Raw genomic sequence first — 12,958 nt, 5'->3', positions numbered from 1 at the left:
CGTCAGATATGGAGTATTTGCCGAATCCAGGAAAGGACGGCCGGAGACCTCATGACCGCCCCCCGCGTCGAGCTGATCGACGTCCACGCGCACTTCCTCACCGACGCGTACGTGGCGGCCGCCACCGCCGCCGGGCACGCACACCCCGACGGTCTGGCGTACTGGCCCACCTGGAGCCCCGAGGACCACCTGAAGCTGATGGACGAGGGCTCCATCGCCACCTCCGTCCTGTCCATGTCGTCGCCCGGCACCCACTTCGGAGACGACACGGCCGCCCGCGCACTGACCCGCCAGGTCAACGAGTACGGGGCCTCGCTCGTCCACGACCACCCCGGCCGGTTCGGCCTCTTCGCCTCACTGCCGCTGCCCGACATCGAAGGCAGTCTCACCGAGATCGCCTACGCCTTCGACGAGCTGCGCTGCGACGGCGTCGCGCTGATGACGAACGTCCACGGCCGATACCTGGGCGACGCGGCCTTCGCCCCCGTCTGGGCGGACCTTGAGCGGCGCGGCGCCGCCGTCTTCGTCCACCCGACCTCGCCGCCGAACCCCGACCCGGTCTCGCTCGGCAAGCCGCGCGCCATGCTGGAGTTCCTCTTCGACTCCGCGCGCACCGCCGCCGACCTGTCCTTCGCCGGAGTCCTGACCCGCTACCCGGGCATCCGCTGGGTGTTCACGCACGGCGGCGGCCCGGCTCCGCCGCCACGTGGGAGAAGTGCGACCCGAAGAACACGCTCCAGCGTTGGCAGATCGCCCGGGCGCCCGGCGGCTACACCCTCACCAATGCCATCACCCGCATGACCCTCGACGTCACCGTCGACGGAGGTCTGGCGCAGTACCCGCCGGACCAGGAGACCCCGACGACCTGGAAGCTCAACCAGAGCTGACCCGACCGATACGCAAGGGCCCGTCCCCAGCCGGTGCCGCGGCGCCGGCGGGCGACGGCGACTCCCGCGCGACCGCTCAGCGTGAGCCGCGACGCTGCTTCGATGAGTGAGGGACGGTCACATCCATGAGTCGTGGTCACTCTCTCGAACCATGTGGGGCAGTGCGCAGGCAATGAAGCAGCCACGAGTTCACATGCATGTCCAGTCGGTGGCTGCAAGACCATTGTGGCCGCCCGGCCGGGTCTGCGAGCATCGGCGGGCGATCTTCGAGCCGCGGCCGCGTCGGCGGGCCGGCTCGGACTGGCACGACGGCCTGCGCGTCGCGGCAGGGCCGAACTTCGTCGAGGGGATGAGCACACGATGCGCCGAAGAGACATCCTGCGTGGCACCGTCGCCCTGGGGGTGTCCGCGGTCGCGTCGCGTGCCGCCTCGCAGGCCGCGGCCCTGTCGACCGAGTCCGTCCCCGGCACCGGGAACGGACTCGACTGGCCGCGGTTCGCCCATGAGACACGCCCCTGGACCCGCTGGTGGTGGCTCGGCAGCGCCGTCACCGAGGCGGGGCTCGCGCGCCACCTGGAACAGTTCCAGCAGGTCGGCTTCGGCGGCGTCGAGATCCAGCCCATCTACGAGGCCCAGGGCTACGAGGACCACGACCTCGCCTACCTCGGACAGGACTGGCTCGCCGCGCTCGACGCCACCACCCGGCATGCCCGGCGACTCGACCTCGGCGTGGACCTCACCACGGGCTCCGGTTGGACCTTCGGCGGGCCGTGGATCAAGCCCGAACAGAGCGCGGGCAAAGTCCTCGTGGAGCACTGGGAGTTGGGGCACGGCGAGCGGCTCGGCGTCCCGGTGCGCACCACGCAGCCGCCGCACCCCGGCCTCGTCGACGAGGAGAAGCTCGCCCGGCCCGACCTGCGTCCGCCCATGGACCCGCTCCCCGAGCCGCCGCTCGCCGCCCTGGTCGCCCGGGAGGCAGACAGCGGCGACACCGTCGACCTCACCGCGCGTGTGCATCCGGACGGCACCCTCAACTGGACAGCACCGGCCGGGAGTTGGCGGCTCACAGGCGTGTTCAGTGGCCTGGTGCTCAAGCGGGTCGAGCGGGCGGGGCCCGGCGGCAAGGGCCTGTTGGTCGACTACTTCGACGGAGCGGCCGTTCGTCATCACCTCGACCACTTCGGCGAAGCCATCGGCTCGGGGCGAGGGATACGCGCGCTGTTCCACGACTCGTTCGAGCTGGAGGCGACGGACTGGACACACCGGGCCGTCGCGGAGTTCGCCCGGCTGCGCGGCTACGACCTCGTCCCGCACCTGCCCGAGGTGTTCACCGACGCCGGCACGCCCGAGGTGCGCTCGCGCGTCCTGTCCGATGTCCGCGAGACGCTGTCCGACCTGTTCCTCGAGCAGTTCGCGGAGCCTTGGGACGCCTGGAGCGCCGAGCGCGGCTGGCTCACCCGCAACCAGGCGCACGGATCGCCCGCCAACCTGCTCGACATCTACGGTGCGGCGGACATCCCGGAGACCGAGTACGCGGGCGCCGAGCTCATCCCGATCCCGGGCCTGCGCCAGGGAGCGGGGACCGCGCATGCGCCCAAGTCCCTTGTGTGGCGCTGCGCTTCGTCGCCGGCCCATGTGCTGGGCAAGCCGCTCGCCTCGGCCGAGACACTCACCTGGCGCGACGAACACTTCCACGTGGCACTCTCGCAGGCGAAGCCCACCGTGGACCTGCTGTTCGCCGCCGGCATCAACCACCTCGTGTTCCACGGCACGGCGTATTCGCCAGAGGGGACCGACGACACCGACAAGACCACGGACATCCCCTGGCCCGGCTTCTCCTTCTACGCTGCCACCGAACTCCAGCCCGCCAACACCCTCTGGGGCGACCTGCCCGAACTCAACGACTACATCACCCGCTGCCAGTCGGTGCTCCAGTCCGGCGAACACGGCAACGACGTCCTCGTCCACTTCCCCCAGCACGATCTGTGGGCCCTGCCCGACGGCGGGGTCGGCGACGGCGCCGAGGACATCGAGCTGTCCCCGGACTACAAGTGGGAGGGCACCGACTGGATGTACGGCCACCCCAGTGGTGTCGGCGACATCGCCGGGGGCCTGGAGGCGCGCGGCTGGCAGTTCGACTGGGTCTCCGACCGGCAGCTCTCCGACTTCCGCGGCTCCGCCGGCGGCGTGTCCAACGGCCACAGCCGGTACTCGGTGGTCCTCGTGCCGAACGCGCGGCTCATCCCGTTGGAGACCGCCCGCAAGCTCCGTGACCTCGCCGCGGCGGGAGCGACGGTGGTCTTCGTCGACGAGCTGCCCGAGGACGTGCCGGGGCTCGCCGAACTCGACCGCCGCCGGGCCGAGTTCAAACAGGTCGTCGCCGAACTGTGCGAGCGGCCGGACCCGGGCCACAGGGGACGGTTCCGGGTCGGGCGCGGCCGCGTCGTCGTCACCGGGCGCGGCGGTGGACTCGACGCGGCTCTCGCCGCGGCAGGCGCGGTACGCGAGCCGGTGGCCGACTCGGGTCTACGTGTGCTGCGCCGCCGCCATGCCGAAGGCAACCACCTGTTCGTCACCAACGTCACCGCGCAGCGCGTCGACGGCTGGTGGCCGCTCGGCTCGGACGCGGCATCCGTCGGTGTCCTCGACCCCCTGCACGACACCCGGGGGCTCGCGGAGACCCGGCGCGCCAGGGCGGCGGTCGAGGTGCGGCTGCGCCTCGAACCGGGCGAGTCCCGCATCCTGCGCACCTTCACGACGCGCGCACTCGCCGCGGCCCCTGCTCCCATGCAGGTACCCACGGGCCGCGAGCGCGAGCTGACCGGGCCGTGGACGTTGGCGTTCCGCGAGGGCGGCCCGGAGCTGCCGCCGACGAGGTCGCTGGACAAACTGGTGTCCTGGACCGAACTGGGCTTCCAGGAAGCGGAGTTCTCCGGCACTGCCCGCTACACGCTCCGCTTCACCGCCACGGATAAGGAGCGTGCGCGCGACTGGCTGCTCGACCTCGGCGACGTACGCGAGAGCGCCCGAGTGCGGCTGAACGGCCATGACGTGGCCACAGCTTGGGCGCTCCCGTTCCGCGTGCCCTTGGGGCGCGTGCTGCGCGAGGGGGAGAACGTCCTGGAACTCGACGTCACCAACCTCGCGGCGAACCGGGTCCGTGCCCTGGCACGGCGCGGTGAACTGGCCCTGGGCCACTACATGCAGTGGCGCTCGACCCCGCCCCAGAGCTGGGACCCGATGCCGTCCGGTCTGCTCGGGCCGGTTCGGCTGGTGGAGGTGGGCCGCTGATTCGACCGGACCGGATCAAGGCCGGCCGGCCTTCGCACCGTGCACGATCAGGTCCTGCCATCGCGCTGGGATTCGTGCCAGGCCAGCCGTTCGCGGCGGAGGCGGCGCCGTCGTCGGTCTCGCCTGAGTCGCTTGCCGCATGTGGCGCCTGCGACGAGGAGCAGCAGCAACGCGAGCAGGGCGGCCATGACCGCCTGGGCGGCGCAGGCCAGAGGAAGGTCAGCCCGGGCCAAGCCGTAGGCGATAGCTGCCGAACACGCCGCCCCCGTACTCAGCACGAACAAGTACCGGCCCGTCGGATCAGGTACCGACTGCCCTTGGGTGGCCCATTGCTTCATGCCTTCAGCGAACCAGAAGCCCACCAACGCCACCGTTTCGAGCGCAGACAGCAGCACAGCCAGGCCAAGGTCCGCAGAGAACCGCATGCTCACCATGCTCTGGCAGGCGGTCAGCAGCCCGCCTGAGTACGGCTATTCAGATCCGAGTGCGTGCTGCCCAGAGCATTCTTGGTTCGCAGCGGTCGCGGTCCGTGAGGCATCGCGCACGGTCAACAGGTGGAGAGATTCGCCGTAGAGGCCGAGACCGGCGGGTGCGGGTTCGGGCCGTTACCAAGGCACGTACTGGCCCTGGTGGTTGAGGAACTTCAGGCCCGGTTCGCCGCTGTGGCGTTCGATCGTGTCGACCACGCCCGGGACGGACTGCTCGACGGTCAACGAGGCGCCGGGGCCGCCGAGTTGGGTTCGGACGTGGCCCGGGCACATGAGCAGGAGGGCGTGTTTGGCGTCGGCGTTCCGGGCGGCGTAGCTGCGCATCAGTTGGTTCAGGGCGGATTTGCTGGCGCGGTAGACGTCGTTGCCGCCCTTGGTGTTGAGGCCGAGGCTGCCCTGGCGGGAGGACATGACGCCGATGGTGCCGGTCGGTGTCACCCGCTCGCGCAGGGACTCGACGACGCGCATCGGGGCGTACGCGTTGGTGAGCATGACCTCGACGAACATGTCCTCGGGGACGTCGCCGATCGCCAAGTCGCCTCGCGTGACCGCGGCGTTGACGAACAGCAGGTCCAAGTGGGCGCGCCCCGCCAGGCGTTCGCGCAGTGCGGCGATCTGCTCGGGCTTCGTCATGTCGAGTGACTCGACGGTGACCCGGCCCTCGGACGTGTCGGCGAGGTCGTGGAGGCCGGTGCGGTCATCGCCGCGGACGGTTCCGATGACGTCCCAGCCGCGGTGCGCGAGTTCCGTGGCGAGGCCGAGTCCCAGGGTGCGGGAGGCGCCCACGACGAGCGCGGTCCGGGCGCTCACGCCTGGACCGCCGGCTTGAGGACCTCCTCGCACCAGGTGCGGAAGGTGGTCGGGCTCGCGGTCCGCGGGGTGCGTGGCACGCCGTCGTCGAGGCCGGCCTCCTTGGCGTGCAGCATGTCGACGAAGCCGTTCACGAGCGCGTCCCCCGCACCGTGTGCCGCGAACGCGGCGCGGAACTCGTCGAGCGGCTGCCGTTCGTGGCGGACGGGGCGGTCGAGTACCTCGGACATGATGCGGGCCATGTCGTTCGGCGAGAGGTCCTCGGGGCCCAGCACCGGGACTTCACCCGTTCCCGACCAGGAGCGGTCGAGCAGCAGGGCGACCGCGGCCGCGGCGATGTCCCGCGTGGCGGCCAGCGGAGCCCGGTGGTCGCCGGCCTCGATGCTGGTGAACACGCCGGTGTCACGGATCGGTGCCACCTGCCGCAGCACGTTGTCCATGAAGGACGGGTTCGCGAGCGCCCGATAGGCGACGCCCGTGCCCGCGATGAGGTCGTCCATGGCCAGCGACGCCGTCACGAGCCCGGCCCGGCCGGCGACGGAAGTGCCCCGGCCGAGCGCCGAGACACCGACGACGTGTCCGACGCCATGCGCCGCGAAGGCCTTCGCCGCGGGGCGGGTGAACCCGGAGTACACGTCGTCCAGGCTCGACGCCTGCGGATCGGTCGACGAGGGGACCACCCAGAAGACGGCGTCCGCGCCGTCGAAGGCCCGGTCGACGACGTCGGGGTCGCCGTGCGAGCCGGTGACGACGTCGACGCGGGCGCGCACCTCGTCGGGGAGTTTCGCGGGGTCGCGCACGATGACGCGCAGTTCCTCGCCGCGTGCGGGGGCCTCGGTCAGCAGCGTGTCGAGGACCTGGCTGCCGATATTTCCGGTGGGTGTGGTGAGCACGATCATGCCTCGAGTCTCGGACCCGACCTCGCGAAGCGTCCAATACCCTTCCCGGCAATCAATACCCTGGAGGTATGGATCTCGATCTGCGCAAACTGCGGTACTTCGTCGCGGTGGCCGAGCACCGCCACTTCGGGCGGGCGGCGCAGCGGCTCTACATCGCCCAGCCGGTACTCAGCCGTCAAATCAGGGCGTTCGAGGAGGAGTTGGAGTGCACGCTGTTCGCCCGCACCAGTCGCAGCGTGGAGCTGACCGCCGCCGGAGAGCAGCTGTACGAGGAGGCGCGAGGCATCCTGGCGTCGGTCGCGGCGGGCGTCCAGCGCGTACGGGACGTCGAGCACGGCGTCCAACGACTGGTGGTCGCCTTCTCCCCGGGGCTGCATGTGGCGGACGCCATCCGGGCGTTCACCTCGCGCCACCCGGACGTGGAGACGGACCTCGTCCCGGCCCGCTGGTGGGAGCAGGACGCGCCTCTGCGGGACGGCCGGGCCCAAGTCGGTTATCTGCGGCGGCCGTTCGAGGCGGCGGGCCTGCACATCATCCCCATCGGCGAGGAACCCAGGGTCGCCTGCATGCCGACGACCCACCCACTCGCCGACCGTACCGAGCTCACCTCCGCGGACCTCGACGGCGCCCGCCTCCTCGACGCGCCGACCCGGCGGACGTCGACGCTGGAGGAGAAGTTCGAACTCGTCGCCTCCGGCCACGGCCTCGCCCTCGTACCCCTGAGCGTCGCCCGCTCCTACTCCCGCCCCGACCTCACCCACATCCCCGTCACGGACGCCCCGACGATCGAGACGTGTCTGGCCGTCCCCGCGGGCCGCCGGGACAAACTGCTGCGCGACTTCTTGGAGATCGCCACGGAGGCGTTGCGGAGGGCGGCGGAACGTCGGTGACGTCGACCAGTGCACTCCGGGTCTGTGACGTGGTGCTCGGGATGCATCTCCGTAAGGATCATCAGCGGAGAAGCTGCGTCGGGATCTGAGTTCCGTCGACGTTCGTGACACCTATTGGTTTTGGCTGGCTCAGCTCGTGGGTCGAGCCGGCTTCTCGCGCGTCGACGATCTCGTCCCAGTGCGCTGCCGTCCAGGAGTAGACGTGGACCAGTACCTCGACCAGGCTCCGCCCGAGGGGCGTGAGGCCGTAGCCGTCCGGGCTGCGGGTGACGAATCCGTCATGCTGCAGAGACCGGAGTGCGCGAGTGAGCTCCTTGGGGCCGATGCGTGGAAGATCCCGACGGAGGGCGTTGAACGATTGGTCGCCGCGGTCGAGTAGTCGTAGCACGAGCGGGGCCCACTTGTTCTGCATCCGTACCGGAAGCATTGACGACGGACATAGCTCGTCGTCGAACGCGATGTGCGTCATCGAGTGCATACGGCAAGGGTAGGTACCCGATCGGGAACCAGTGGGTGGCCTAGCTTCTTGCCCATGTCGAACATCGTGATTTTTGGAGCCGGCGGCCAGGCCGGGACCGCTGCGGCAGCCGAGGCATCGGCGCGTGGACACCACGTGACCGCCCTGGGCAGAGGCGACGCCGATGTCACCGATCCGCAGGCGGTGGCCCGGGCGGCGTTGGGGAAGGACGCGGCGATCGTCGCGGTGGCGCCGTCGGACGGCGACCCGGTGGAGTTCTACCGCGTCGCGGCGACCAGCTTGGCCGACGGCCTTGTCCACGCGGGCGTGGACCGCCTGGTGTGGGTGAGCATCGGGACGCTGCTTCCGGACATCGGCGGGGTCGCTCCGGTCGACGCCGATGGGTTCCCGGCGAAGTACCTCCCGTTCTCGCTCGGCCACCGTGCGGCACTGGAGGTGTTCTCCCGAACGGAGCTGAGCTGGACCGCGGTAAGCCCGGCCGGAGACTTCGATCGCACCGGCGGTCCACGTGTTGGCTATGTCCTGAGCGAGGTGGTCGCTCTTGGTGCGCAGATCAGCTACGCCGATCACGCATGCGCACTCGTCGACATTGCCGAGCAGCCCGGTGCGCACGTGAGCGGGCATGTTGGGGTTCTGCGGCCACCGTCGGACGCGGCGGTGCCGACTATTGGCGGTGCGGTTGCCGGCGCTCACCAGTGACGCTTCGCAACGTGCCACTCTCTGTCGAGGGGCGACGGCGTTGAATCGAACGTTGCAGGACCCGGCCGATCGCCCATGTCGCGGCCGAGTTGGGAATCTCGCGCTCGTGCGCGTCGAAGTGGGTCGATCGCTTCCGAGAGTTCGGCGAGGTAGGTCTCCTCGACGGATCCTCGCCGAGTTCCTCTACGCCCGCACATGGACATCAGACAAGAACGCCGCGAGGCCCTGGTGGTCTGGAACATCCACTTCACCTACCACCGGCCACACAGCGGAACAGACTTCCAGCCACTGGCAGCACGGCTGAGTGAAGGCGTCACGCGTCACTAACGTCGTGGACTCTTGCAACTCGCCGCCGAGCTTCCCGCGTTCGTCTTCAGCCGTCTGCTCGGCTTCAGCGAGCAGACCGCTGCGAAATGGATGGCGGAGAGCGGAGGCGACGATGCCCCTACGCCGCCCACCGAGCCCACAGCGCCGGCGACACCTGCCCAGGAAGCCGGGGCTGCGCCGGACCAGCGCCGCGCACGCCACGATTTGGACGCCCTGCGTCCGGATGCCTCTTCAGTCGCAGCGGTCCCCGGAATTTGCGTCGGGCGTGGACGGTCCGCTGCCCGAAGCATCTGCTGGTTCGGCGGCGCCGAGCAGGCGGAGCAGGCTGGCACGCAGGACATCGCGTGCCGCCGTCGCGGGAAGTCGGCCGGCGTCCTGCTCCGTGCTCGCTGTGTGCCCGAGCGCGATGGTCGAGGCGACCAGCCAGTCGACGGGGAGCCGGTCGTCGAATTCTCCGGACCGCCGGCCTCTTTCGATCACCTGCCCAATCCGGTCCGCGACGGGCAGGTGCCGGTCGCGGTCGGCCTCCGTGCTGACGGGCTGGGCGCTGATCATCTTCAGCAGTACGGGGTAGCGCTCGGTCACTTGGGCGCCGGCATCGATCATGCGGAGCAGCGTTTCCGCTGCGGTGTCGGTGTCGGTGTCCAGGGCGATGGCGTCCATGGCGGCGACGGCCTCGTCGGTGATCCGATCGACCACGGCCAGCAAGAGCTGCTCCCGGGAGGGGAAGTGGGCGTAGATCGTCGGTCGGGTCACGCCCGCGGCCATGGCGATGGCCCCCAGACCGGCGTCGGGTTCGACGTTGAGGACCTGGGTTGCGGCATCCAGGATGGCGGCCCTGCTGCGGCGGGCGTCAGCGCGGCGGTTGCGGGAAGAGGACGACTTCATCTCTTACATGTTGCCAAAATTATCAGCCGCTGTATATTTTACAGCGCGTAAAAGATTGCGTCCGTACGTCAACGGCGGGAGCGACATGCGACCACTTGACAGCACCGACCCCGGGCAGTTCATCGCGGACTTCTACACCTCCTTGACCGAGGAGTTGTTGCAGTCGGACGAGGATGCGGCGGTGATCATCGACCGGTATCACACTCCGGACGTCATCGAGATCGCCGACGGACACCGGATGGACCGCGACAAGCTCATCGCGCATTGCCGTCCGGTGCGCAAGAACCGCCCCACTCTGCGCATGGAGGTCCACGAGGCCATCGTCGACGGCGACCGGCTCGCCGCCCGCTACACCATGTGCTCCTCGCAACGTGGCAAGGACCTCGCCACCGAGGTCTACTTCTTCGGCCGGTTCACGTCGGACGGGCGTATGAGGCAGGCCCACATGACCACCCGTACTCTTCGGGGCGATGGAAACAGCGGGCGGGCGGTGACACCGTGACCGAGCGCGTATTCACCGTCAGAGGCATGGTCTGCGACCACTGCGCGGAGTCGGTCGGCGAAGAGATCGAAAGCATCGCCGGTGTCACGGCTGTCAGCGTGGACGTCGACAGCGGCACGGTTGTGATCACCAGCGATGAGGCGCTGGACACCGCGAACGTACGCGCGGCGATCGAGGAAGCCGGCTACGAGCTGTCTGCCGAAGGCGCGTAGATCCCAGCCGGCGGCCGCCACCACGAGGCAGCGACCCACCGTGGAATCGCACACCCGACAGTCAGTGCGCCAGTCGCCACCACGCAGCGTTCACGCAGCCGGACTCAAGGTCGTAGGCCTCTTCTTCTGGTCCGCCCAACGATCCGAACGACCGGCTCCAGCCGGAAGTGCCCTGGGTGTGGATCCGCATGCCGGCCAACACCGGGACGAGCGTGGGTGTGTCGCCTCGCTGCCCCGGTGTTGGTCGGTCCGGTCAGGTCACTGGGCTCAGCGCACGTCCACGCAGTCACCGGTGGCGGTGACCGGCGGCGTGGTGGAGGTGCCCTCGAACTTGTAGCGGTAGCAGCGGTCGGTGGTCGCGGTGCGCGTCTGCTTCTCGACGCCCGCCAGGCTGCCGGTGCCGGTGATGTGGCTGCTTGTGGTGGCGTACGAGCCGGTCAGCGAACGCTCCTGGAGGCGGACGGTCTGCTGGGTGTAGCCCGCGTACTTGTGGGTGTCCCAGTTGGCGCGCTCCAGCTTGCCCGTGATCGTGATCGTCTTGCCCTTGGCGACGGGCTCGGGGGCCGCGTTGTTGCTCAGCCGGGACCAGCGCTTGAGGTACCAGGTCATGGCGTTGTCGGTGTCCACGTCGGTGGCCGCGTCAGTGATGGCGAAGAGGGAGATCTTCCAGGCTCCGGCATCCTCGTTCGTGAGGTAGACCTGGGGGTCGATCTTGAAGGTGGCCGTGCAGTTGTACGTGGTGTCGCCGGACTGGACGCAGGGGTCGGTGTCCGCCTTGGCCTGCTCGGAGTTGAACCACTGCTTCAGCCCGCTGTCCTGGTCGGTGCCGCGCCAGAGCGACGCGTTGCTGCCGTAGAGCTTCGACCCGCCGCTGATCTTCCACTTCACGGTGATCGTCTGCGTGTTCGTCGTCCCGACGCGGGCGCTGTTGCCGCCGTCGACGGTGACGCCGGAGACGACGGTGGCGTCGGCGGCGCTCGCGGCCAGGGTCTTGGGTCTGGGCGCGGCGGCCTTCGCCGCCGACGCGTCGGCGGCCGCGGCCTTGCTCTGTTCCCGCGCCTCGGCCGCGTCGGTCCCGCCCGCCATCGCGGACGGTGTGACGAGCAGGCCGACGGCGAGCCCGGAGGCGGCCAGTGCGCTGACGCCCAGGGTCACCTTCTTGCCAGTCGTCAACTTACTGCGGGAATGCTGGGGCATGAGGAGGCTCCGTTATCGACGATCGACTATCGACGGGCGGATGCGGGTCGCGGACGGGCGGACGCACATCACCCACGGCCACAGCGGCCGCACAGTCTTGATCGGCAATGAAGCGAAAGGGTTGTACGCGTGTGACAGTTGAGGCGTGTGAGGTGCGTCACTCAACTGTGCCGTGTCGCGCAGGGATTGGTGTTGCCCTCGCCCCGCAGGGGCCCAACCACCAAGTCCGGAACGACAACAGGTACTTGGTGGGATACGGCTTCTCAGGTCGAGGTCGAGGTCGACGGGGTGGAGGAAATCCTCGTCATCGAGACGGTCGATCGAGCGAGTCGTCTGCTGTCACGTGCACCTGTGCGCGGAGCACGCTGGAGGGGCCCTGGTGCCATTGGCACCAGGGCCCCGAAGGAACGGTTACACCATCTTCCGGCCCTGATACTGCGCCGGACTTGTGTTTCCGCAGACCCGACGATGCTGCTGTCGGGGGTGCGGGGATCGCGGTTGCTTGACCGGAGACCACCTCACTGTCGATGTCCTGCGGTACCCGGGCTCACGCTTTCCGCCCGGGCGATCCTGATGGCGTCTGGCTCCTCCGTTCTTCCCTCTGGGATGAATCACTTGCCTACTGCTGGTGATGCGAACTGCTCTGTGGCCTGTGGCAGCGCCACTGTTGAACGTCCCGGTGCGCGCGTGCGCAGGTAACGCCTTCACCGGGGTACTGCCCATGGCGGCCCCTGATGACTGCGGGCCACCCGGTCCGGTCGTCAGTCCCGTCGCCGTCCTGCAACAACCCTGGCTTCGGAACTCCACCACCGGACCGTCCTGCGCACTGCAACTGCGGTACTGCTACTGCTGCCCGGCAGTTCGTCCCTGCCGGGCCCTGTTGATCTCGACTACGTGAGAAACCATAACCACGCCACCGACCAATGTCTACTCCAGCCGACATAGATTTTCGCGTGTTCGACGATGAGGTAATCAACCTCGAACAGTGACGGAAGGACGGAAGGGCGGAAGGCTAGAGCAGGCCCCCGCTCCGCTGTGCGTCAGGGACACCTGGCGTTTCTCGGTGGCGTGCGCATGGGGCACGTCCCCGGTTGGTGACGTGGCTTCTGCCTGGCCCTGGCCTCGGTGTCACTCATCACACGGATATCAACTGACGCTCTCTGTGTGCGAGTTACGCCCGATAGGGATGCAGTGACATCGGTGGCTGATGAACGGGGAGGGCGGGCACGTCGTCCGTACTGGGGACGTTCCGGGTGGGTGTCGAGTAACTGGGCGGGTTCGTGACCCGGTTGGACGAGTGCACGTCCGAGATGCGCGCTGTCGGCCGGTAGAGGTGGTCGGCGTGGGCCATGAGGCCGTCGGCGGCGACAAGGACTGCGAGGCGGCGGCA

12 protein-coding genes and 1 pseudogene are annotated in these 12,958 nt (G+C 69.2%); 7 read left to right on the top strand and 6 right to left on the bottom strand.

Annotation, left to right across the window (positions count from 1 at the left end; translation table 11 throughout):
* The first annotated feature begins 51 nt into the window (after nt 1–51).
* Both ACP4E5_RS09585 and ACP4E5_RS09580 read left to right on the top strand, forming a co-directional pair.
* Nucleotides 52–801: an amidohydrolase family protein gene (locus ACP4E5_RS09585; RefSeq protein WP_425826952.1), complete on the top strand. Its 750-nt coding sequence runs from the start codon at nt 52–54 to the stop codon at nt 799–801.
* A 446-nt stretch (nt 802–1,247) separates the two neighbouring features.
* Nucleotides 1,248–4,178: a glycosyl hydrolase gene (locus tag ACP4E5_RS09580; RefSeq protein ID WP_425826950.1), complete on the top strand. Its 2,931-nt coding sequence runs from the start codon at nt 1,248–1,250 to the stop codon at nt 4,176–4,178.
* A gap of 47 nt (nt 4,179–4,225) precedes the next feature.
* Here the strand turns inward: ACP4E5_RS09580 and ACP4E5_RS09575 are convergent, their stop codons facing one another.
* From ACP4E5_RS09575 to ACP4E5_RS09565, 3 genes are all read right to left on the bottom strand, one after another.
* Nucleotides 4,226–4,603 (bottom strand): DUF6234 family protein, encoded by a 378-nt coding sequence (locus ACP4E5_RS09575; protein ID WP_425826948.1) that lies wholly within the window; start codon nt 4,601–4,603, stop codon nt 4,226–4,228.
* A gap of 180 nt (nt 4,604–4,783) precedes the next feature.
* On the bottom strand, nt 4,784–5,476 hold the full coding sequence (locus tag ACP4E5_RS09570; protein WP_425826946.1) for an SDR family NAD(P)-dependent oxidoreductase: 693 nt from the start codon (nt 5,474–5,476) through the stop codon (nt 4,784–4,786).
* Nucleotides 5,473–6,375: an NAD(P)H-binding protein gene (locus ACP4E5_RS09565; RefSeq protein ID WP_425826944.1), complete on the bottom strand. Its 903-nt coding sequence runs from the start codon at nt 6,373–6,375 to the stop codon at nt 5,473–5,475. Before ACP4E5_RS09565 ends, ACP4E5_RS09570 begins: the two co-directional genes overlap by 4 nt.
* Nucleotides 6,376–6,443: 68 nt before the next feature.
* On the opposite strand from ACP4E5_RS09565, the gene ACP4E5_RS09560 reads away from it, so the two are divergent.
* Entirely contained in the window at nt 6,444–7,265 is an 822-nt protein-coding gene (locus tag ACP4E5_RS09560; RefSeq protein WP_425826942.1) for a LysR family transcriptional regulator, read from the top strand.
* A 61-nt stretch (nt 7,266–7,326) separates the two neighbouring features.
* Here the strand turns inward: ACP4E5_RS09560 and ACP4E5_RS09555 are convergent, their stop codons facing one another.
* The gene (locus ACP4E5_RS09555) at nt 7,327–7,743 is read right to left on the bottom strand and encodes a winged helix-turn-helix transcriptional regulator (protein ID WP_425826940.1); all 417 of its coding nucleotides are present in this window, start codon (nt 7,741–7,743) and stop codon (nt 7,327–7,329) included.
* A gap of 54 nt (nt 7,744–7,797) precedes the next feature.
* On the opposite strand from ACP4E5_RS09555, the gene ACP4E5_RS09550 reads away from it, so the two are divergent.
* The gene (locus ACP4E5_RS09550; protein ID WP_425826938.1) at nt 7,798–8,442 is read left to right on the top strand and encodes an NAD(P)-dependent oxidoreductase; all 645 of its coding nucleotides are present in this window, start codon (nt 7,798–7,800) and stop codon (nt 8,440–8,442) included.
* Between the two features lie 44 nt (nt 8,443–8,486).
* Nucleotides 8,487–8,636 (top strand): annotated as a pseudogene (locus tag ACP4E5_RS09545) (helix-turn-helix domain-containing protein); the annotation flags it as partial.
* A gap of 364 nt (nt 8,637–9,000) precedes the next feature.
* Here ACP4E5_RS09545 and ACP4E5_RS09540 read toward each other — a convergent pair.
* Nucleotides 9,001–9,657 carry a TetR/AcrR family transcriptional regulator gene (locus ACP4E5_RS09540; protein ID WP_425826936.1) on the bottom strand — a complete coding sequence of 219 codons (657 nt, stop codon included), beginning with the start codon at nt 9,655–9,657 and terminating at the stop codon, nt 9,001–9,003.
* Between the two features lie 85 nt (nt 9,658–9,742).
* On the opposite strand from ACP4E5_RS09540, the gene ACP4E5_RS09535 reads away from it, so the two are divergent.
* Both ACP4E5_RS09535 and ACP4E5_RS09530 read left to right on the top strand, forming a co-directional pair.
* A complete protein-coding gene (locus ACP4E5_RS09535) occupies nt 9,743–10,159 on the top strand; it encodes a nuclear transport factor 2 family protein (protein WP_425826934.1) in 417 nt (138 codons plus the stop codon).
* Entirely contained in the window at nt 10,156–10,371 is a 216-nt protein-coding gene (locus tag ACP4E5_RS09530; protein WP_425826932.1) for a heavy-metal-associated domain-containing protein, read from the top strand. The genes ACP4E5_RS09535 and ACP4E5_RS09530 overlap by 4 nt, the downstream gene beginning before the upstream one ends.
* A 267-nt stretch (nt 10,372–10,638) precedes the next feature.
* On the opposite strand, the gene ACP4E5_RS09525 is transcribed toward ACP4E5_RS09530, so the two are convergent.
* Nucleotides 10,639–11,568, bottom strand: coding sequence for a calcium-binding protein (locus tag ACP4E5_RS09525; protein WP_425826930.1), 930 nt, complete (start codon nt 11,566–11,568; stop codon nt 10,639–10,641).
* Nucleotides 11,569–12,958 lie beyond the last annotated feature (1,390 nt).

The organism is Streptomyces fractus, from assembly GCF_049844455.1.
GTDB classification, from domain to species: Bacteria; Actinomycetota; Actinomycetes; order Streptomycetales; family Streptomycetaceae; genus Streptomyces; species Streptomyces fractus.
Note: the sequence above shows the minus strand (reverse complement) of the source record. Positions and strands in the feature narration are given on the sequence as shown.

What these genes read in the sequence shown, in the direction of transcription:
- ACP4E5_RS09560 (WP_425826942.1), top strand. Translation starts at nt 6,444, where the DNA reads ATGGATCTCGATCTGCGCAAACTGCGGTACTTCGTCGCGGTGGCCGAG.
- ACP4E5_RS09585 (WP_425826952.1), top strand. Translation starts at nt 52, where the DNA reads ATGACCGCCCCCCGCGTCGAGCTGATCGACGTCCACGCGCACTTCCTC.
- ACP4E5_RS09565 (WP_425826944.1), bottom strand. Translation starts at nt 6,375, where the DNA reads ATGATCGTGCTCACCACACCCACCGGAAATATCGGCAGCCAGGTCCTC.
- ACP4E5_RS09550 (WP_425826938.1), top strand. Translation starts at nt 7,798, where the DNA reads ATGTCGAACATCGTGATTTTTGGAGCCGGCGGCCAGGCCGGGACCGCT.
- ACP4E5_RS09535 (WP_425826934.1), top strand. Translation starts at nt 9,743, where the DNA reads ATGCGACCACTTGACAGCACCGACCCCGGGCAGTTCATCGCGGACTTC.
- ACP4E5_RS09555 (WP_425826940.1), bottom strand. Translation starts at nt 7,743, where the DNA reads ATGCACTCGATGACGCACATCGCGTTCGACGACGAGCTATGTCCGTCG.
- ACP4E5_RS09540 (WP_425826936.1), bottom strand. Translation starts at nt 9,657, where the DNA reads ATGAAGTCGTCCTCTTCCCGCAACCGCCGCGCTGACGCCCGCCGCAGC.
- ACP4E5_RS09525 (WP_425826930.1), bottom strand. Translation starts at nt 11,568, where the DNA reads ATGCCCCAGCATTCCCGCAGTAAGTTGACGACTGGCAAGAAGGTGACC.
- ACP4E5_RS09575 (WP_425826948.1), bottom strand. Translation starts at nt 4,603, where the DNA reads ATGCGGTTCTCTGCGGACCTTGGCCTGGCTGTGCTGCTGTCTGCGCTC.
- ACP4E5_RS09580 (WP_425826950.1), top strand. Translation starts at nt 1,248, where the DNA reads ATGCGCCGAAGAGACATCCTGCGTGGCACCGTCGCCCTGGGGGTGTCC.